At 63.7% G+C, this 18,544-nt stretch carries 11 protein-coding genes and 1 pseudogene; 5 read left to right on the forward strand and 7 right to left on the reverse strand.

What is annotated here, in order from left to right; translation table 11 throughout:
• Positions 1-67: 67 nt before the first annotated feature.
• Positions 68-205, reverse strand: a pseudogene (locus NY78_RS25555) (PHP domain-containing protein); the annotation flags it as partial.
• 105 nt (positions 206-310) lie between these two features.
• Here NY78_RS25555 and NY78_RS14515 point away from each other — a divergent pair.
• Positions 311-1,672, forward strand: a complete 1,362-nt coding sequence (locus NY78_RS14515; protein WP_043637455.1) for an alkaline phosphatase family protein — start codon at positions 311-313, stop codon at positions 1,670-1,672.
• Positions 1,665-2,246 carry a nicotinate-nucleotide adenylyltransferase gene (locus tag NY78_RS14520; protein ID WP_043637458.1) on the forward strand — a complete coding sequence of 194 codons (582 nt, stop codon included), beginning with the start codon at positions 1,665-1,667 and terminating at the stop codon, positions 2,244-2,246. Before NY78_RS14515 ends, NY78_RS14520 begins: the two co-directional genes overlap by 8 nt.
• Before the next feature lie 105 nt (positions 2,247-2,351).
• Here NY78_RS14520 and mdoH read toward each other — a convergent pair whose 3' ends face one another.
• The 3 genes from mdoH to NY78_RS14535 form a co-directional block, all read right to left on the reverse strand.
• Entirely contained in the window at positions 2,352-4,817 is a 2,466-nt protein-coding gene (gene mdoH, locus NY78_RS14525; RefSeq protein ID WP_197084260.1) for a glucans biosynthesis glucosyltransferase MdoH, read from the reverse strand.
• Complete coding sequence (locus NY78_RS14530) at positions 4,814-6,424, reverse strand: glucan biosynthesis protein (protein ID WP_043637462.1); 1,611 nt, start codon at positions 6,422-6,424, stop codon at positions 4,814-4,816. Before NY78_RS14530 ends, mdoH begins: the two co-directional genes overlap by 4 nt.
• Before the next feature lie 719 nt (positions 6,425-7,143).
• On the reverse strand, positions 7,144-9,333 hold the full coding sequence (locus tag NY78_RS14535; RefSeq protein ID WP_043637463.1) for a SulP family inorganic anion transporter: 2,190 nt from the start codon (positions 9,331-9,333) through the stop codon (positions 7,144-7,146).
• Between the two features lie 512 nt (positions 9,334-9,845).
• Between NY78_RS14535 and NY78_RS14540 the strand changes: the two genes are divergently transcribed.
• Complete coding sequence (locus tag NY78_RS14540; RefSeq protein ID WP_043637466.1) at positions 9,846-11,024, forward strand: BMP family lipoprotein; 1,179 nt, start codon at positions 9,846-9,848, stop codon at positions 11,022-11,024.
• A gap of 64 nt (positions 11,025-11,088) precedes the next feature.
• Positions 11,089-12,951, forward strand: a complete 1,863-nt coding sequence (locus tag NY78_RS14545) for a YgiQ family radical SAM protein (RefSeq protein ID WP_043637468.1) — start codon at positions 11,089-11,091, stop codon at positions 12,949-12,951.
• 310 nt (positions 12,952-13,261) lie between these two features.
• Here the strand turns inward: NY78_RS14545 and NY78_RS14550 are convergent, their stop codons facing one another.
• Together NY78_RS14550 and NY78_RS14555 are read right to left on the reverse strand one after the other, a co-directional pair.
• Entirely contained in the window at positions 13,262-13,918 is a 657-nt protein-coding gene (locus NY78_RS14550; RefSeq protein WP_043637470.1) for a hypothetical protein, read from the reverse strand.
• Positions 13,919-13,942: 24 nt separating this feature from the next.
• Positions 13,943-15,787 (reverse strand): adenylate/guanylate cyclase domain-containing protein, encoded by a 1,845-nt coding sequence (locus NY78_RS14555; RefSeq protein WP_043637473.1) that lies wholly within the window; start codon positions 15,785-15,787, stop codon positions 13,943-13,945.
• 225 nt (positions 15,788-16,012) lie between these two features.
• Here NY78_RS14555 and NY78_RS23895 point away from each other — a divergent pair, with 225 nt between their 5' ends.
• The gene (locus NY78_RS23895) at positions 16,013-16,156 is read left to right on the forward strand and encodes a DUF3096 domain-containing protein (protein WP_082140055.1); all 144 of its coding nucleotides are present in this window, start codon (positions 16,013-16,015) and stop codon (positions 16,154-16,156) included.
• Between the two features lie 100 nt (positions 16,157-16,256).
• On the opposite strand, the gene acs is transcribed toward NY78_RS23895, so the two are convergent.
• The gene (gene acs / locus NY78_RS14560) at positions 16,257-18,242 is read right to left on the reverse strand and encodes an acetate--CoA ligase (protein ID WP_043637475.1); all 1,986 of its coding nucleotides are present in this window, start codon (positions 18,240-18,242) and stop codon (positions 16,257-16,259) included.
• Positions 18,243-18,544: the final 302 nt, after the last annotated feature.

Raw genomic sequence — 18,544 nt, forward strand, 5'->3', positions numbered from 1 at the left:
GAGGCGTGGTATATTCCATGCCCACAATCACGCACAGACCGTCAGGTTGCATGCCTTCATGGAGACCATGAACAGCATTCATGGTTTCATGGTCGGTGATGCAGACGCCGTCCAGGCCTCGACGCCTGGAGTGTTTGAGGATATCAGAGAGTGGGAGCTGGCTGCATGAGGAGCGATCCGTGTGCACATGGATATCGAAGAGCATGCGGCTTCTTTAGAGCAAATACCCGAATGTGACAAATATCGTTTCCTGATGTAACGCCTTGCATGCGATAGAAGCAGTCTATGGAACCGCCATCCACAGGTACGTATGTCCAGGAAATGTCTCCTTATTGTGCTGGACGGTCTGGGTGACCGCAGCTACGAGGTTTTTGGGGGGAAGACGCCGCTCCAGGCCGCCTGGACGCCGACCCTGGACCGCCTGGCCCGCGAAGGGGCCAACGGCCTGTTTCACGCCGGCCTGCTTGGGCAAGCCTTGCCCAGTGAAAACGCCCATTTCGCCATGTTCGGCTATCCTGCTGCGGCGTTTCCAGGTCGGGGGGCCATTGAGGCCTTGGGGGCCGGCGTCGATCTCAAGCCTGATCAGATGGCGGTCCTGGCGCATTTCGTGTCGGCGGCCGATGATGCCGGACGGCTGCGTATCCTGCGGGACAAGGCCGGACCTGTGGCAGCGGCGGAGGTTGCCGCTTTGCTGGCGGCCGTGGGCGTCTTTGAGGCTCAGGGCGTTGCCATTCGATTCCATCCCACCCAAGGGCTTTTTGGCGTCTTGACGCTGACCGGCGACGTCTCCCCGCTTGTAACCGATTCCAACCCCATGCGCGACGGCGTCTTTGCCTCGCAGATTCTTCCCCTGGCCACGGCCGCCGCCGACCCGGAGGAACTGCTTCGGGCAAAGCGCACGGCCCTGGCCCTGACGCACTATCTTGGCTGGGTGCATCGCCGGCTGGCCGTCCATCCCCTCAATGATCGGCGGCAACGGCAGAATCTGCCTGTCGTCAACGCCATGGTGACCCAGCGGGCAGGACGGCTGCGGCCTATCGTTGCCTTTGCCGAGCGTTTTGGACTGCGCGGCGCATCCATCGCATCCGGGGCCATGTTTCATGGCCTGGCCCGGCTGCTGGGGCTGCACCCCATACCCGTATCCGACACGGCCGATCCCGGCCGGGACCTGGCCGAACGTCTGGGACTGGCGCGTCAGGCTTTGCAGGACTTCGACGTCATCCACGTGCATACCAAGGCCCCGGACGAGGCGGCCCATCGCAAGGACCCGCTTCGCAAGCAAGCGGTCATCGCGTCGCTGGACCAGGGGCTGGCCGAAGGATTGCGGCCGCTGTGGGATGACCCGGAGTTGCTGGTGCTGGTCACTGCAGATCACTCCACGCCAAGCGGCGGGCCGCTTATTCACTCGGGAGAGGCCGTGCCTTTGGTTTTGCGCGGTCGCGGCCAGCGCAGGGACGGCGTGGCCTTTTTTGACGAAGTCTCGGCCGCTGCCGGCTGCCTGGGCCAGGTCCGTGGGCCGGAGCTTATGCTGCTCGTGCTCAACGCCCTTGAGTTGTCCAAGCTTGAGGGGATCATGGATACGCCTGAGGATCGTCCCTATTGGCCCGGACCGTATGCGCCGTTTGTCCTGCCGCCGCCAAAAACTGGAGAAGGGGGAGGTGGTGATGCCTAACGTGCCCCAGGCCGTGATCCATGGCCGGTTCCAGGTGCTCCACAATGATCATTTGCGGTACCTGCTGGCGGGCAAGGCCCTGTGCGACCGGCTGGTGATCGGCGTCACCAACCCCGACCCGAGCCACACCCGGCATGATCCGGCCGACCCGTTGCGCAGCCTGGAGAGCTCCAATCCGTTGACCTATTTCGAGCGGGCGCAACTGCTGCATGCGGTCCTGGCCGAGGCCGGCCTTTCACCGCAGGAATTTTTCGTTGTGCCTTTCCCCATCAATCTCCCGGAATTGTACCGGCATTATGTCCCGCTTGATGCCCTGTTTCTGGTGAGCATCTACGACGAGTGGGGGCGGCGCAAGCTCAAGTACTTCGAGAGCTTGACGCTGCATACCCACGTGTTGTGGGAGGTCCCGCCCGAAGACAAGGGATTAAGCGCGACCGAGGTGCGTCGCCGGATGGGGGCGGGCGAGCCGTGGGAGCATCTGGTCCCGCCGGCAGCGGCAGGGCTGCTGCGGCAGTGGCGCATTCCCGAACGTCTGTCCGGACAGGCCGAGGCTGCCGCCGGACGGCCCGGTTGAGTTATCGGCTGGACTGGCGGCTGGTTGGCTGGCGATGTGACGGGCGCTTTGTCCCGCTGCCGCCGGGACCGGCTGCGGAGACCGGTCCCAGCGTCGGGCGTCGACTCAGTGCCAGGCCGCAAACCAGCGCTGGCGCAAGGTTTCCTCGGGCAGCAGCCAGACCGCTCGGTGCGCGGCGGTCAGGGCGGCGGGGTCTTCCAACAGGGCTGATTTTTCGGCCCGGGTGAGGCCTCCGGGACCAAACCGCACAGCCTTGTCCACAAGTTCCTGGCGCGCGGCCGCGTCTCCCCGTCCGGCCCGGGAGGGGCGGCTGAGCAGTCCGAGCCGTCGGCAGCAAGCCGTCGGATCGACCACGGCCAGGGCCACGCCGTGCTCCCGGGATATGGACAACGGCCGGGGGGCCTTCGCGTTTTGTTCGTGGAAAGCCGCCATTTCCGAGAGTTCGCGCGGCGTGTCCACCTCTTCGGGAATCAGCAGCAGCCCGAGGGACTTGAGCCACCGGCCAAGGCCGGGCAGGCTGGTGGCCACGGACAAGGGAATGGCCAGGAGCAGCGGCCCGAAAATGGGGCACACCCACCAGAAGAATTCCCGGTTGTACAGAAAAAGCGTCCCGGCCCACAGGCCGGCCAGCAACGTGCCGCCAAGATGGAAGCGCACCGCCTCGGACCAGGGGGTGGAGCGGTCGTCGCGCACTTGCCGCCCCCAGCCGGTCTCCCGGCCAAGCAGGGTGATGCTGACGAATTTGCTGTGAAAAAGCATGCGCACCGGAGCCAGCAGCGACGAGACAAACACCTCGATGACCATGCTGATTGCCAGCCGCCAGAAACCGCCGAAAAGCCGGCGGCGGCCTTTAACCAGAACCAGGAAAGCGGCAAAAATCTTGGGCAGAAAGAGCAGCACGCCGGTCGTGGCCAGCAGGCTCAAGGCCCACCACGGTTCCCAGATCGGCCACTCGGGAAACAGTGTGCGCGTCGGCGGGAAATACGTGGGCGGGGTCAGGGACTCGATGATGGCCTCGGCCGTGGACACGGCCAGAAACAGGAACCAGAGCAGGGCCGAGCCGTAGGCCATGACGCCGTTTAGAAACAAGGCCCGGTGGACAGGAATGAAGCCCCGGGTGAAGACCAGCCGCAGATGCTGCATGTTGCCCTTGCACCAGCGCCGGTCCCGGGCCAGTTCGGCCAGGAGGTTCGGCGGCGCTTCCTCGTAGCTCCCAGGCAGGTCGTAGGCCAGCCAGACGCTCCAGCCGGCCCGGCGCATGAGCGCGGTCTCGACGAAATCGTGGCTGGAGATTTCACCGCCCAGGGGCGGCTTGCCGGACAACCGGGGCAGGGCGCAGTGGCGCATGAAGGGCTTGATGCGAATGAGCGCGTTATGCCCCCAGAACTGGGCGTCGCCGAGCAGCCAATAACTCAGGCCGGCAGAGAACATGGGGCCGTAGAGGTGGCTGGCGAACTGCTGCAATCTGGCCAGAAAGGTCTCGCGTCCGACAATGGCCGGGACGGACTGCAGAATGCCCACCTCCCGTCTGGCCTCCATGACGGCCACCATGCGGGCGATGGTTTCGCCGCTCATGACGCTGTCGGCGTCCATGACCAGCATATAGACGTAGTTGGCTCCGAAGCGGCGGCAAAAGTCCGCGATATTGCCGCTTTTCATCTTGGTGTTGACCCGGCGGCGGCGATAAAAAATGCGGTCCCGCCCGTCCAGACGGTCCCGCAGGCCGGCCCAGGCCGCCTCTTCTTCGGCCCAGGCTTCCGGGTCCCGGGTGTCGCTTAAAATGAAGAAATCGTACCGGTCGATGCCGGCGTCGCGGGCCAGGGAGCGGTAGACGGCTTCGATGCCGGCCGTGACCCGGTCCATGTCCTCGCCGTACACCGGAAAGACGATGGCCGTGCGCACGTCGGCCCGGGCCGGGGCGTCCGAGGCCTGGGGCCGGGTGACGGCAAAGCGGTCAAAGCGCCGGATCAAGGTGCAAAAACCGACCATGGCCGTCCAGAAGCCGACGGAGATCCAGGCAAAGAGCATGGCAAAGACCACCAGCAGGACTTTTTCCAGCGCCGTGCCGCCCTCGTGGGGCAGGACCGAGGCCATGCGCAGGACGGCAAAGGCGGTTGGCGCGAAGATGAGCACGGCCAACACCATGCGGCGACGGCCGGCCACGGTGCTCCAGGTCTGCTCGGGCAGCGTGTCCGGCGCGGTCGAGCTTTTGGGCGGGTGTCCCTCTTCCGGCGGGGGCGTGCCCACGGCCTTGGCCACTGCCTTGCGCCAAACCCGCAGCCCCATGCTTTCCGGGGCCATGGGCGTGCGGCAAAGCGGCGGTGTCGGGCGAAGGTCAGGATCGGGCCGGGGGGTGTTAAGACGCGCCATCAGATCGGTCATGGCCAGCCGGGTTGCCTCGGGAGCGCCGACGTCGGGAGGGAGCCGGTCAAGGCTTTCCAGCGCCGTCTCCAGGCGCGCCGGTTCCGGCAGGGGCAAGCGGCGCAGATAGGCCATGACCCGCGCCCCGACCCCGTCGAGCCAGCCCCCGGCGCGACGGGCGTCGCTTGACGTCGCAGTGTCCTGGCTCATGATTTCCCCGGCGTTACGGCGTAGCTCCAGGTCTCACTGACGCTTTTATCGTCGAATTTCAAAAAGGCCCGCAATTCAATGGGGGCGCGCTTTTCCGGCAGGATGCCCTGCAAGGTGGAGCCGCCCTCGAAAGCGATGGCAAAGGTCAGGCGGAAACCGCCGGTGACGGGATTTCTAAAGCACTGTTGCGACAGCAGCTTGGCTCCCGGCCCGACACTGACCACCGCTTCGGCCTTGGCATCGGGTTTAAGCGCGGGCAGCTTGTCGCCCTGGAAATCGACAACGAAAAAGCGGCTGTCCTTGTCCGGCTGGGACGAGCGGGTGGCCGTGGCTCGGACCCCGGGCGGCAAGCCGGCCGGCGCTTCAAGCCAGCGCATGCGGTAATCGAAGCGCAGCGGCGTTCCAGGCGCGACCGTCGCCTTGGGACTGAAATAGGCCACCACATTGTCGTGGATCTCCTGATCAGACGGGATCAACACCATCTCCACCCGCCCCGGCCCCCAGTCGCCGCGCGGCTCGATCCAAAGGCTTGGGCGTTTTTCATACCGCGCTTCCGTGTCCTGGTAGTTGTTAAACTCCGTGTCGCGTTGCAACAGGCCAAAACCCTTGAGGCTGTCCGCCTCGAAGCCGTTGACCAGGAGGGTGGCGGGGTTCTGGGCCGGTCGCCAGAGCCATTCCCCATTGCCGAAATGCACGAGCAAGCCGTCGGAGTCATGCACCTCGGGACGCCAGTCCATGCGACTGCCCGGCAGGGAGTTTTCACCGTAGAGGAACATGCTGGTCAGCGGCGCGATGCCGAGTTTTTTGATCGGGGTGCGCGGGAAAATGCGGGAGGTGACGTCCATGACGGTTTCACGGCCAGGGGCGATCGTGAAGGCGTAGGCCCCGGTCAGACTGTCGCTGTCCAGGAGGGCATAGATGGTCAGCCCCTTGGCGGCGTTGGCAGGGGTGGGTTTGACAATCCAGAACTCGCGAAACCAGGGAAATTCTTCGCCCTCAGGTTCAGCCGTATTGATGGCCAGGCCCCGGGCCGACAGGCCGTAGGCCTGCCCCTTGGCCACGGCCCGAAAATAGGACGCGCCCAGGAACACGGTGAACTCATCCAGATACGACTTGGTATTGATGGCGCTATGGATACGGAAGCCGGCAGCCCCGATGTCCGTTGGCAGCTGATCCGCAAGGTCTTTGACCTGACTGTAATCGAACATGGCCTTGGTCACAACCAAAGGCTCGACCTTGTCTCCGTCAATGCTATGCAGTTTGACTGTACGGTCGTAGAGAAATCCTGGATGGAAAAATTGCAGCTCATAGGGCGAGTTCTTTTTTGCAAAAAAGCGGGTGTCTGGTCTGAAACGTATTTTCCGCCAGGTGTCGTAATCAAGCTTGCGCAGCGCTTCCGGTATGGGAGGCGGGGCCTGGAAAGGAACCGTGGCCAGTTTCTGGGCTTCCTGCACAACATTTTCAAAGGTGAACGGTCCTGCCGCGGCCAGGGCGGCCAGGGCGGGAGAGAGGAATGCCGCGAATACCAGTGCGACAGAAAACCTTGCCAGACTGTGCATGAAATACATCGGAACGACGCGCCGCCATGTTTCTGCTCTGCTCTTCATACCTGTCGCTATCCTTTCTTCGGGTCGCACGCCTTGGGCCTGCTCCCCTCGATCCATTGTTGACAACACATGCCGGCCTGGGAGTTCCCTCTCCGGGCGGGCCAGACGTACTGTTTAATATGGCGTCTGCGCTGGCATGACAACGAAAGTTTGTCTGCCGTTCCGGCCGGCCGAATCAGCCGGGCAGGCTGCAGTCGGGCAAGGTCGGCTCGGGAGAAGGCGAATGGCCGGTCGTGGCCGGAATGATAGTCCTTTCTTGGTCTTTTGGCACGGCTTCTTCAAGGGGTGCACCTCCACGTGGAGGAGACTCCCTGCGACGCCGTCAGGGAATACGGAGTGGACACCTCATCCCCCGAAAGACCGGTTGTGGTCTCAATGAATGGGGAATGGACGAAGACGCCGCCGACTTCGCCACGGGCGCTGGTGTGGAATAGGACCAGGAACGTTGCATGCAGGTGGGGGAAAAGCGCCAGGGAGTTCTCTGGTCCAAGAGCGTCGGATACGCTGCCACAGAAGGGATACGGGCCGGCACGACTACGTCCTGCATCCCGGGCATCGCGCCTTGTCGGTCCAAAGGCCAGGGCCTGGAGGGGGGCCTCCACCGGGCCTTGGCCTTTGGCTGATACGGAGGCCGGCATGCCTGTTGGTTTTGAGCCAACGATGTCTCTTCCCGAGTGCCGTCCCGTGTATGTACCGAAACGAATCTGGCGAACGCAATCCTAGCCCACGGAAAAGGCGCGGAGTCTGGGCCGCCGGACCGGACCCGTGGGCGGCGTGTTCAGGCGACAGGCCGTGGTCAATGGGCAGCGGGCCTCGGTACTGTCCTGGTGGGTGTTGTCATGGACGCTGCAGATGGCCTTTTCGACGGTTGCATAGATATGGTCCAGGCCGAGTTTGTTTAACAGGCCGCTGCGGCTCATAATGGCCATGACCGTATCGTTGACGCCGGACAGGGAGATATCGACGCCCCGGCTGCGGCAACGGTCAATGACCAGGGACAGTGCTTCTTCTCCGGAGGCGTCCATATCGTTGATGCCCTTGGCCACCATGATGATGTGCTTGAGCTTTTTCTTCGATTGCAGACGGGAGGTGATGGATTCATCCAGGAAACTGGCATTGGCGAAAAAAAGCGGTCCATTGAAGCGGACGACATCGACGTGCGGGCACAGGGCCAGGCCGTAGAGGGTGGCGTCGCGCAGTTCGCCTTTCTCGGTCCGGGCCAGGGAACTGACCATGGGGCGCATATTCCGGTACAAAAAGACCCCAAGGGACAGGGCCACGCCGATCATGATGCCCTTGTCGAGGTGGGGGGCGAAGGCCAGGGTGGCCCCGAAGCTGATGATGGAGATGGCTCCGTCATACCAGGCAACCTTCCAGGCATGCACGAAGCTCGAGGGGTGGATAAGCCCGATGACCGCCATCATGATGACGGCCGCCAGGGTGCACTGGGGCAGATGGTACAAAAGCGGCGTGAAAAAGAGCAGGGACACGACGACCACGCCGGTAGTGAACACGCTGGAAAATCCGGTTTTTGCTCCGGCTTGCAGATTGACGGCCGAGCGGGAGAAGGAACCGGACGTGGGGTAGCTGTGGCTAAACGCGCCGAGTATATTAGCCAGCCCCTGGCCGATGAGTTCCTGGTTCGGATCAAGGCTCTGGCCGGTCTTGCCGGCGATGGCCTTGGCAATGGAAATGGCCTCCATAAAACCAAGCAAGGCGATAATGGCGGCATAGGGCAGCAGTTGGAGCATGACCGCGAGGTCCATCTTCGGGATAGCGAGACTCGGCAGGCCGGCCGGCACGGCGCCAACCACGCTGCCGCCCCCGACCATGGTCAGGCTCGCCTGATCCAGGGCTTTGTTGCCAACCTTGATGCGCCACGTGCGACCGTCGGTCTGGGCGTCTGGCGGCGTCATGCCAAGTGGATAAAAGGTTGTTTTCCCCTCCGGTCCCGGCACGCCCTCAAAGAGCATGGCCCGCAATCGTCCCTTGGCTTGTCTGGCCGTGTCCTGGGCGATGTCCATTTCCAGGATGATGCGGCTCAGTTCATGTTCGCCGTCCACGGCGGTGAAGCGTTCATCCTGGGCCTTGGCCTTTTCTATCGTCGCGGTCAGGGCTGTGCGTGTCCTGGCCAAGGTGGCCTGGGCCTCAATGGCGGCATTGTACTGGGCCGTATCGGCCTGGGCCTGGGGATCGGCGATACTCTGGACGTCAATGACGACATTGTGCTCAAACCCGGTGACCCAGGCAAAAACCGTGGTCAGGGCCACGGCGACAAGCACATTGGGGACCCGTGGCGCATAGCGTTTGAGCAGAAACATTACGGCAAAGGCAAACACCCCAAGGGCGAGCGTTGGCCAGTGCGTGTAGTGCATGGCCGCCGAGAACACCCGCATAATGGTCTGGTAGTGGTGTTCGGCATTGTCCACGGACACGCCGAACATTTTGGAAAGCTGGCTGGTGGCGATGATGATGGCTGCGGCGTTGGTGAACCCGGACACCACCGGGTGCGAGAGGAAGTTGACCACCAGACCCAGACGCAAAAGGCCCAGGCAGAGTTGGAAAACGCCGACCACCAGGGCCAGGAGCACGGCGTAGGCGATGAAACTTTCGCTGCCGGCGGTCGCCAATGGTTCAAGGCTGGCGGCGGTCATGAGGGAAACAACGGCCACCGGCCCTGTGGCCAGCTGTCGGCTGGAACCGAACAAGGCGGCGATAAGCGGCGGCAGGAACGAAGCATACAGGCCGTAGTACGGGGGCAGCCCGGCTAATTGGGCATAGGCCATACTCTGCGGAATGAGCACCAGGGCCACGGTCAGGCCGGCCATGAAGTCCATTTTCAGGTGCTCAGACGAGTAGTTCTTGAACCAACCGAGGAACGGAACGACTTTCAGCGCAAGTGTTGGCATGATCCCCTCTTTACATTCCAGAACAGGCGCCCTGATTGCTGCCGCAGCTTAAATTTCGATTGGCCCTGCAGCATGCGGGTCTGCTGCACCCACCGTCTCGAAATGCGTTTGCCAGTGGCGGCGGCCGATGGACCTTTTCAGTGATTCTTTGAGCAACCAGCCCGCCGGCATGTTTCAAACGTGAACATTCTGAGAAAGCAAGGTTCGCGCCAGAATTCACATAGTTTCAATATGATGAAATAACAGTGTTTTTTGTAAAATTTTTGGAAAGAGCCAGGGTAGGCGTTGCATATTGCAGCACTTGTCGCCTCGGACGGAGGGCAGTGTTGCATATCGTAACGTCAAATGCGGTGCGTTCCTGGCGCAGCCTGGCTTCGTCGCCAGGGGCGCAAGACGGCGCTGTTTCAAAGTGCAACGATCTCGTGGGGGAACACGCCCGAGCACGGTCCTCCATCGGACTGGAGGATGGTTTGGAAATGCGATACCAATTTTCCAAACGTGAAGGATGTGCCATGAACCGCGCCCACATGCTCCTGCTGGTCCCAGTCCTTTGCCTTGTGTGCGCTTGCGGCGTCCTGGCCGCTGGCCAGCCGCTGGTGTTTGGCCTGCTGCTCGTTGGCCCTGCCAATGACAAAGGCTACAGCCAGGCCCAGTATGAGGGCGGCAAGTACGTCGAGGCCCGCCTGCCCGGCGCGAAAATGCTCTATCTCGACAAGGTCAATCCCACCGATCGGCCCGGCGTCACCATCCCGCAGGTTGTGGATGATCTGGCGGCCAAGGGCGCGACCCTGATCATTGCCGGTTCCGACGACATGAAGGACGGCATCCACGAAGCGGCTGCGCAGCATCCTGGTCTGACGTTTCTTCACGTTTCCGGCGACGGGGCGTTAACCGGCGTTGCTCCCAAAAACCTGGGCAATCTGTTTCTCAAAATGGAATACGCCAAGATGATGGCCGGCTTTGCGGCGGCCATGACCACCAGAACCGGCAAGATTGGCTATCTCGGGCCGCTTATAAATGACGAGACCCGCCGCGTGGCCAACGCCGCCTACCTCGGCGCGCGCCATGCCTGGGTCGCGGTGCGGGGCAGGAAGGCCGAAGACCTTGCCTTCAAGGTCAATTGGATTGGTTTTTGGTTCAACATTCCCGGCGTGACCTCCGATCCCAATCAGGTGGCCGGTTCCCTTGTTGACCAAGGCTACGACGTCGTCATCTCCGGCCTTGATACCCCGGAAGCCCTGAGTGTGGCCGCAGCCCGCCACAAGGCCGGGGCCGAAATCTGGGCCTTGCCGTACATGTACAAGTCGGCCTGCCAGGGTGCGCCCGAGGTCTGTCTGGGCGTGCCGTATTTCAACTGGGGACCGCCGCTCCTGGCCGTGGCCAGTGCCGTGGCCGCTGGTACTTACAAACCGGCGTTTGAATGGTTGTCCCCGAATTTTGCAGCCTTGAATGATCCCGACGCCAGTCCTGTCGGCTTCATGCCCGGTCAGGCCCTCTCGCCGGAAGTCCAGAAGGCCTTGGAACAGTTTGCGGCCGAACTGGGTTCGGGCCGGCTCGATCTCTATGCCGGGCCGCTGGCCTACCAGGATGGGACGGTTTTCGTTGCGTCCGGCCATACGCCCACGGACAGGGAGCTGTGGTTTTGCCCCAAGCTCTTGCGCGGCATGGAAGGAGCCAGCGCCTCCCAGTAACACCGGGTTAGCCGAGACGCCGGCTCCACTGGACGGCGCGCGCGAGTGCGGCCATAGTGCGGCCATGGCGCGCACACCGATCAAACAACCTGATTTTTTGCCCATGACCCGGGCCGAGATGGACCGTCTCGGCTGGGACAGTCTCGATATCCTGCTTGTTTCCGGCGATGCGTATGTGGACCATCCGTCCTTTGGCGTGCCGCTTTTAGGTCGCTGGCTGATCAGCCACGGCTACAAGACCGGGATCATCGCCCAACCCCGCTGGGAGCTTGCGGCCGGGGAACCGGGCGACGTCGCCGCCATGGGCCGGCCACGGCTGTTTGCCGGGGTCTCGGCTGGGTCGCTTGACTCCATGCTGGCCCACTACACTGCCTTTCGCAAAAAGCGCTCCGACGACGCCTATACACCGGGCGGCCTGGCCGGAGCCCGCCCCAACCGGGCCTGCATCGTCTACACCAACCTTGTGCGCCGGGCCTTTCCGGGGTTGCCGGTAGCCCTGGGCGGCATCGAGGCGTCGCTTCGGCGGGTGAGCCAGTACGATTTCTGGTCTCAGTCCCTGCGCAAATCCATTCTTCTGGACGCCAAGGCCAGCGTGGTGCTGTACGGCATGGCCGAGCACGCCATCCTGGCCCTGGCCCAGGGGCTGGACCGGCTGGAGGAGGAGGGCGGCGAACTGGTCCATACCCTGGCCGCCATCCCCGGTGCGGCCTATGCCCGAAAGGCCGGCGACTACCCCGAGGACGCCCCGGCCGAGGCCGTGATCGAACTGCCCTCCCACGAGGCCATTCTGGCCGAGCCGAAGCTGTTGCTCACGGCAACCTTGGAGTGTGAGCGGCAGGTGCATCAAAACCGCCAGACGGCAGTGCAGCGCGTAGGCGATCGCATGGTGGTGCTCACGCCGCCCGGCCCGGGGCTGGACGGCACGGGACTCGACGCCCTGTATGCCTTGCCGTTTACCAAAGAACCCCATCCGTCCTACAGCCAGCCCATCCCGGCGGCGGCCATGATCCGGGGCAGCCTTAACATCCATAGGGGTTGCGCCGGCGGCTGCTCCTTTTGCACCCTGGCCCTGCACCAGGGCCGGGCCATCCGGTCGCGCAGCCGGGGCTCTGTCCTGGCCGAGGCGGCCCGGTTGGCCGAGGTCCGGGGCTTTGACGGCAGTGTGAGCGACGTGGGCGGCCCAAGCGCCAACATGTGGGGCGGGCGGTGTACGGGCGATATGGCCGTGTGCCCCCGGGCAAGCTGCCTCACACCCAAAATCTGCCGGCATTTTGCGGTGGACCAGGGAGCATTTGTGGATCTGCTGGAAGCCGTGGCCGCCGTGCCCGGGGTGCGCCATGTGCGGGTGGCCAGCGGCTGGCGCATGGACCTCGGGCTGGCTGACGAGAAAGCGCTTGGCCGGATGGTCCGCGATTTTACCGGCGGACAGGCCAAGGTGGCCCCGGAGCACAAAAGCGACCGGGTGCTGCGGCTCATGCGAAAGCCGCCGTTTGCCGTGTTTGAGCGGTTTATCAAGCTTTTTGCCCGGGAATCCGGCCGGGCCGGCAAGGAACAGTATGTCGTCCCCTACCTCATGAGCGCTTTTCCGGGCTGCACCGTGGCCGACATGCAGGAGATGGCCGCCTGGTTCACCGGCCGGGGCTGGAAGCCCAATCAGGTCCAGTGCTTCATTCCCCTGCCCGGGACGGCTGCGGCCGCCATGTACTTTGCCGGAATCGACCTGGAGGGCAACCCGCTTCATGTGGCGGATTCCGACGCCGAGCGGCTGCGCCAGCACGCTGCCCTTGGCGGCGAACGCGACAAGCGCCTGGGCCACAAGCCGGGTGCGCCGTCACGTCCGGCCGGCGGCCGGCCTGTCCCCAAAAACGGACCCAAACCCGGCTTCAAGCCCGGCCAGGGGCGAGCCCGAGGCGGTGGCAGCCGCTAGTGTGCCGCCGCACGCAAAATACGAAAGGTTTATCCACAGAAAAAAAGCACTTTTACGGTGTTGTCTCGGGGGATGACTGAAACGAATTTCGCGGGCGCGGCACTCGGCCGGATACGGTTATGCCGACCGAACTCCGGGTTGTGTCCTTGGCCGTGCCGCCCGACCTTAACAAGCAACTGCCGGCCGGCGGCTCCTCCCCCCGATTCGGGGCCTGTCCGTGTTTCGGGCAGGGGGAGCCGTCGGCCGGCAGTGTCGTTGGCGGGGTCGCTGGACACCCGCCACTGGTGGTGTCTTCGGACGCTGGCGGCTGCTATTCCCAGTTGGCCAGGGCGGCATTGTCCGGATGGGCTTCGCGCAACTGGCGCAGGGCCTCGGCCAGCTGGCGTCGCTGTCCGAGGCGGGTCAGTTCTTCCAGCAAAACAATGTCCGGGCCGACGTCGCCAGGGGCGGCAGTCTTGCGGAGTTCAGCCACCTGTCCTTCTACTTCGGCCAGTTGGGCGCGTTCCTCATCACTGAGTGTCTTGTCTTCGGGCAGGGTGACCTCGCGGGTCTTGACCTGGGCTGTGGCCTGTTCGCCGCCCTGGGTCAGGATGGACGAGGCCTCGCCGCCGGCCGGCCTGGCCCGAAGCGGCAATTTTTCCACCACCGGCGGAATGGTGCTGTCCGGGCTTTGGCCGCCGTCGGCAGTGATGAGGATGGTGGCCGGACCGGTCCAAGCTTCACGCTGGCCCTTTTGCAGGAAAGCCAGTTGCACTTCGGCCCCGCGACCCAGTTCCAGCCGCTCGCCTTCGCGCAAGCGGGTGAAGAGTTCCAGGGGTTTTTTGAGGCCTTCCGTCCCGGACAAGGTTACCGGGCCGTTGACTGTTGAGACGAGGCAGACCAGACGAGGGGCATCGGCCCAGGCTGTCGCGGCCAGAAAGGACGCCGCAACCAGCAGGGACAATGAAAATACGATAGCGCGACGCATGACTGCTCCTTTCCTCTTTTTCTATTATTCGTGCGCTAGGCCCAGGATTTCCAGGGCCGGCACGGGTTCGCTCTTGCCTTTGACCCGGGCTTGTTCCTTCCGCCCGGTCACCACGCCCGGGCCAGCCATGTCGACCACCGTCTGGCTGGCCACCACCGGGCAACCCATTTCCTTGGTAAAGCCTTCCAGGCGCGAGGCCGTGTTGACGGTGTCGCCGATGACCGTGAAATCCAGGCGCTGCTTCGATCCGATGTTGCCGACAACCGCCGGGCCGCTGTGCAGGCCAACGCCAATACGAAACCGCCACTGCCCAAGCTGGGGGAAGCGGTTTCGCATCCAAGTTTCAAACTCCATTGAAGCAGTAACCATGCCAAGGGCGGTGGCAAGGGCCTGATAGGCATGTTTGGGATCGGCCAGGGGTGCGCCGAATACAGCCATGACCGCGTCGCCGATGAATTTGTCGATCATGCCGCCGTTGGCCAGGATGATGTCGCAGACCTTGGAAAAATAGACATTTAAGAGTTCCACGACTTCCTCGGCCGAGAGTTTTTCACTTAATGTCGTGAAATCGCGGATATCCGAGAACAAGATCGTGACCGTGGCCAGGGAGCCGCCAAGGGCCGGCGGCTTGCCGCTGGCCAGGATGGCGTTGATGGCCGATTCCGACACGTATTTGCCAAAAGCTTGGCGGATATGGGTTTTTTCGCGTTCGCCACGGGTTAAGCGCACGGCATTGGCTCCGGCCCAGGTGGCGACCAAGCCAAGGTCGAGTCCGGCCAGGGGCAGGAGCAGGCCCCTGAGAAAGAGGGCGTAGCCCAGGCCGAAAGCGCCAAGCCCCAGGCACAAACCGGCCAGGGCCGAGCGGCCGGGGCCGAACCGGGCGCAGGCCAGGGAACAGGCGGCCAGAAACGGCAGCCAGACGGCCGAGGCCGCCCCCAGGCCGACCGGCGACAGGCTGCGGCCGGCCAGCATGGCTTCGATGATGTTGGCGTGGATCTCCGGGCCGGGCATGAATTCCTTGGGCGCGCCGAAAAGCGGCAGCGAATAGGGCGAGGCCAACCGGTCATGCGCCCCGTGGATGTCGATGCCGAGAATGACGATCTTGCCGGCCAAGGCCTGGACCTGCGGGTCGTTTAAGGCATCCGGGGCCAGCAGCCGGGCAAAGCTCACAGGGGCAAAGGTGCCGGGCGGGCCGGCATAGGGAATGGGCCGGGGGGCAAGGGCCTTGCGGTCGTCCAAGCCGGCCAGTCCCGGAGCGTTCGGGACGGCCTTTTTCGCCAAGGCAGCGGCAAAGGACAGGCGCGGCTCGCCCTCGCCGTACAGGGCCGGGGCAAAGCGGCGCACCACGCCATCGCGGTCCAACGGCACGTTGGTCAGGCCCAGGTCGGCCTCGTGGCGAGGCAAGGCGAGCAGATAGTCCGTGGCCGGCAGGCTAAATGACGCCTCGCCGGACTCGGTGGACACGCTGGCGGCCAGGATGGTCTGCCCCTTGGACAGTTCCAGCATAAATTCCCGATCGAAATCGCGGCTGGTGTCCGCCCCGATAATGTCCATCCAGGTGACGGGACTGAGCGCCGGCTGGATGTCCATGCCCACGGCCACGGCCCCGACCTGACGCAGCCGGGCCAGAATCTTGGCGTAGAGCGGCCCCCAAAAGACCAGCGGCCGGTCGGGTTCAGCGGTGAGCGCCTCGTCGTCGAGCAGGGCCACGGCCACATGGCTCGGCTCGTAGCGTTTGCCGGCGACGACGTGCCACAGATCGGACGTCCAGGCGTCCACGCGCCGGGCTGGCTCAAGCGAACTGGTAAAAAGCCCGGCGACCAGGGCGGCCAGGGTCAGACTGGTGTAGAAGATGGGCTTAAAGTGCATGGAGTTGGCTGGGTAGGCTGGAGATTGCGGTGTTTAGCCGAATTAGTTCCTTGGGCGAGGAACCAGTATCCCGCACTCGGCCGGCGGCGTCCACGCAAATCTAGGACCCTGGCTCGTTGCCCCCAGCGCAATTCGTCATTGCCGGGCCGGCAAAAGAGCGTAGAAGGGAAGGTATCGTCCCGTCAGCTGCGGCGGACGCTTTCACCCGCAACCAAGGGGGCTTTTATGCTGCTCAACATGCACATCCAACCCATTATCGCGCTTATTGCCGGCATCCTGATCCTGGTCATGCCGCGCCTGCTCAACCTCGTCGTGGCCATTTATCTCATTGCCATCGGCGTCCTGGGGCTGGTGGGCGGGAGGCTGTAGTCGCTGCCGCAGCAACAGACCCGCCGGCCACGCAAAAACCGCCGGCTCCGGGACAAAATCCCCGGGCCGGCGGTTGGCATTTTTTTGCTGGCGGCTTCGACTAATTGCCAAACAGCCGCTTCTTGCCCTCGATGAGCTCCGTCACCACACTCGGGTCGGCCAAGGTCGAGGTGTCGCCCAGGCTGTCCACTTCGTTGGAGGCGATCTTGCGCAGAATCCGGCGCATGATCTTGCCGCTGCGGGTCTTGGGCAGGCCCGGGGCGAATTGGATCACTTCCGGGGCGGCAATGGGGCCGATTTCCTTGCGCACATGGAGTTTGAGGCCCTTTAAGAGTTCCTCGCTCTCGTCGTAACCGGCTTTGAGCGTCACATAGGCGTAGATGCACTGGCCCTTGATGTCGTGGGGCATGCCGACCACGGCCGCCTCGGCCACGGTCGGGTGCGAGACCAGGGCGGATTCGATCTCGGCCGTGCCCATGCGGTGCCCGGAGACGTTTATGACGTCGTCCACCCGGCCCATGATCCAGAAATAGCCGTCTTCGTCCCGGCGCGCGCCGTCGCCGGATTCGTAGCAGCCCTTGAACCCCGAGAAGTACTGCTGCTTGAAGCGGTCTTGCGCGCCCCAGATGCCGCGCAACATGCCCGGCCAGGGTTTGCGGATGACCAGGAAGCCGCCCTGGTTGGGACCGACTTCCTTGTTCTCCACGTCAACGATGGCGACGTCGATGCCGGGCAGCGGCAGGGAGGCCGAACCGGGCTTGAGCGGCGTGGCGTAGGGCAAGGGCGAGATCATGAGCCCGCCGGTTTCGGTCTGCCACCAAGTGTCCACGATGGGCAGCTTCGAGTGGCCGATATGCTCGTGGTACCACATCCAGGCCTCGGGGTTGATGGGTTCGCCAACCGACCCGAGGATGCGCAGCGAGGACAAGTCGTGTTTTTGGGTCCAGGCCGGGCCGGACTTCATGAGCGAGCGGATGACGGTCGGGGCAGTGTAGAAAATGTTGACCTTGAACTTGGAGCAAATCTGCCAGAACCGGTCCGGGGCCGGGTAGGTGGGCACGCTCTCGAACATGAGCGAGGTGGCCCCCAGGGCCAGCGGTCCGTAGACGATGTAGGAATGGCCGGTGATCCAGCCGATGTCGGCGGTGCACCAGTGGATGTCGTCGTCTTTGAGATCGAAGACGATCTGCGAGGTGTGGGCGGCGTAGGTCAGATAGCCGCCGGTGGTGTGGTAGACGCCCTTGGGCTTGCCGGTGGAGCCGGAGGTGTAGAGGATAAAGAGCACATCCTCGGCGTCCATGCTCTCGGGCGGACAGTCGCCTTCCACATCGTGGTCGGCCATGACGTCATGCCACCAGACATCGCGGCCGGGCATCATGGCGACCTCGTTGCCGGCATGGCGCAGCACGACACATTTTTCGATGGTGGGGCATTCCTTGAGGGCTTCGTCGGCATTGGGCTTGAGCGGAATGGTCTTGCCCGAGCGGATGACGGCGTCGCTGACCACGATCAGTTTGGACTCGCAGTCGTTGATGCGGTCGCGCAGGCTGTGGGCGGAAAAGCCGGCGAAAACGATGCTATGCGGCGCGCCGATGCGGGCGCAGGCCAGCATGGCAATGGCCAGCTCCGGCACCATGGGCAGGTACAGGCTGACCCGGTCGCCCTTTTTGACGCCCATTTTTTTGAGCACGTTGGCGAACCGGCAGACCTCGTCGTGGAGCATCTGGTAGGTGTAGGTGCGCACGTCCTCGTCTTTTTCGCCCTGCCAGATGAGCGCCGCCTTGTTGCGTCGGCCGTTGGTCAGGTGGCGGTCCAGGCAGTTGTAGGTGGCATTGAGCTTGCCGCCGGCGAACCAGTTGATCTCGGGCGTATTGAAATCGTACTCAAGGACCTTGTCCCAGGGCGCGTCCCAGGTGAGCAGCTCGCTGGCCCGCTCGCCCCAGTAGCCTTCCGGGTCTTCGATGGAGCGTTTGTAGATGGCGCGGTATTCGTCCAGGCTCTTGATATGGGCGGTGTCGCGGCCGGCGAGCGGCGGATCAAACGTGCGTCCTTCCTGCTGGAGGCTTTGGATATTGTCGGCAGTCATGAATTCCCCCCGTGTTTGGGATTATGCGTCGCGTCTGGCGGACCATGCCGTGAAAGTATTCGGCCCGGCCAGCGATATTCGGCCAGTGGCTGCAACAACGTGATAATCGTATTGGCCTGAAGATTAAAGACCGTTTACCGAGAAATCGTAGCCGTTCGCCGAGGGGCCGAACAATCGTCGGCGCGGCAAGGAGGCAGGGGCCTGCCGCCAGGGTCGGCCTTGGCCCGGATGGCGGGCGATCCCGAGCCGGCGCTATTGGGGCGAGCGGGCGGGACCGTCGGCTATGGGATCGTCTTGCCGCT

Source organism: Desulfovibrio sp. TomC, from assembly GCF_000801335.2.
GTDB lineage: Bacteria > Desulfobacterota > Desulfovibrionia > Desulfovibrionales > Desulfovibrionaceae > Solidesulfovibrio.

Bases quoted from the DNA above. Each gene is read 5' to 3' on its own strand.
- NY78_RS14550 (WP_043637470.1), bottom strand. From the start codon at position 13,918: ATGCGTCGCGCTATCGTATTTTCATTGTCCCTGCTGGTTGCGGCGTCC.
- acs (WP_043637475.1), bottom strand. From the start codon at position 18,242: ATGACTGCCGACAATATCCAAAGCCTCCAGCAGGAAGGACGCACGTTT.
- NY78_RS14540 (WP_043637466.1), top strand. From the start codon at position 9,846: ATGAACCGCGCCCACATGCTCCTGCTGGTCCCAGTCCTTTGCCTTGTG.
- NY78_RS14535 (WP_043637463.1), bottom strand. From the start codon at position 9,333: ATGCCAACACTTGCGCTGAAAGTCGTTCCGTTCCTCGGTTGGTTCAAG.
- NY78_RS14515 (WP_043637455.1), top strand. From the start codon at position 311: ATGTCCAGGAAATGTCTCCTTATTGTGCTGGACGGTCTGGGTGACCGC.
- NY78_RS14530 (WP_043637462.1), bottom strand. From the start codon at position 6,424: ATGAAGAGCAGAGCAGAAACATGGCGGCGCGTCGTTCCGATGTATTTC.
- NY78_RS23895 (WP_082140055.1), top strand. From the start codon at position 16,013: ATGCTGCTCAACATGCACATCCAACCCATTATCGCGCTTATTGCCGGC.
- mdoH (WP_197084260.1), bottom strand. From the start codon at position 4,817: ATGAGCCAGGACACTGCGACGTCAAGCGACGCCCGTCGCGCCGGGGGC.
- NY78_RS14545 (WP_043637468.1), top strand. From the start codon at position 11,089: ATGGCGCGCACACCGATCAAACAACCTGATTTTTTGCCCATGACCCGG.
- NY78_RS14555 (WP_043637473.1), bottom strand. From the start codon at position 15,787: ATGCACTTTAAGCCCATCTTCTACACCAGTCTGACCCTGGCCGCCCTG.
- NY78_RS14520 (WP_043637458.1), top strand. From the start codon at position 1,665: ATGCCTAACGTGCCCCAGGCCGTGATCCATGGCCGGTTCCAGGTGCTC.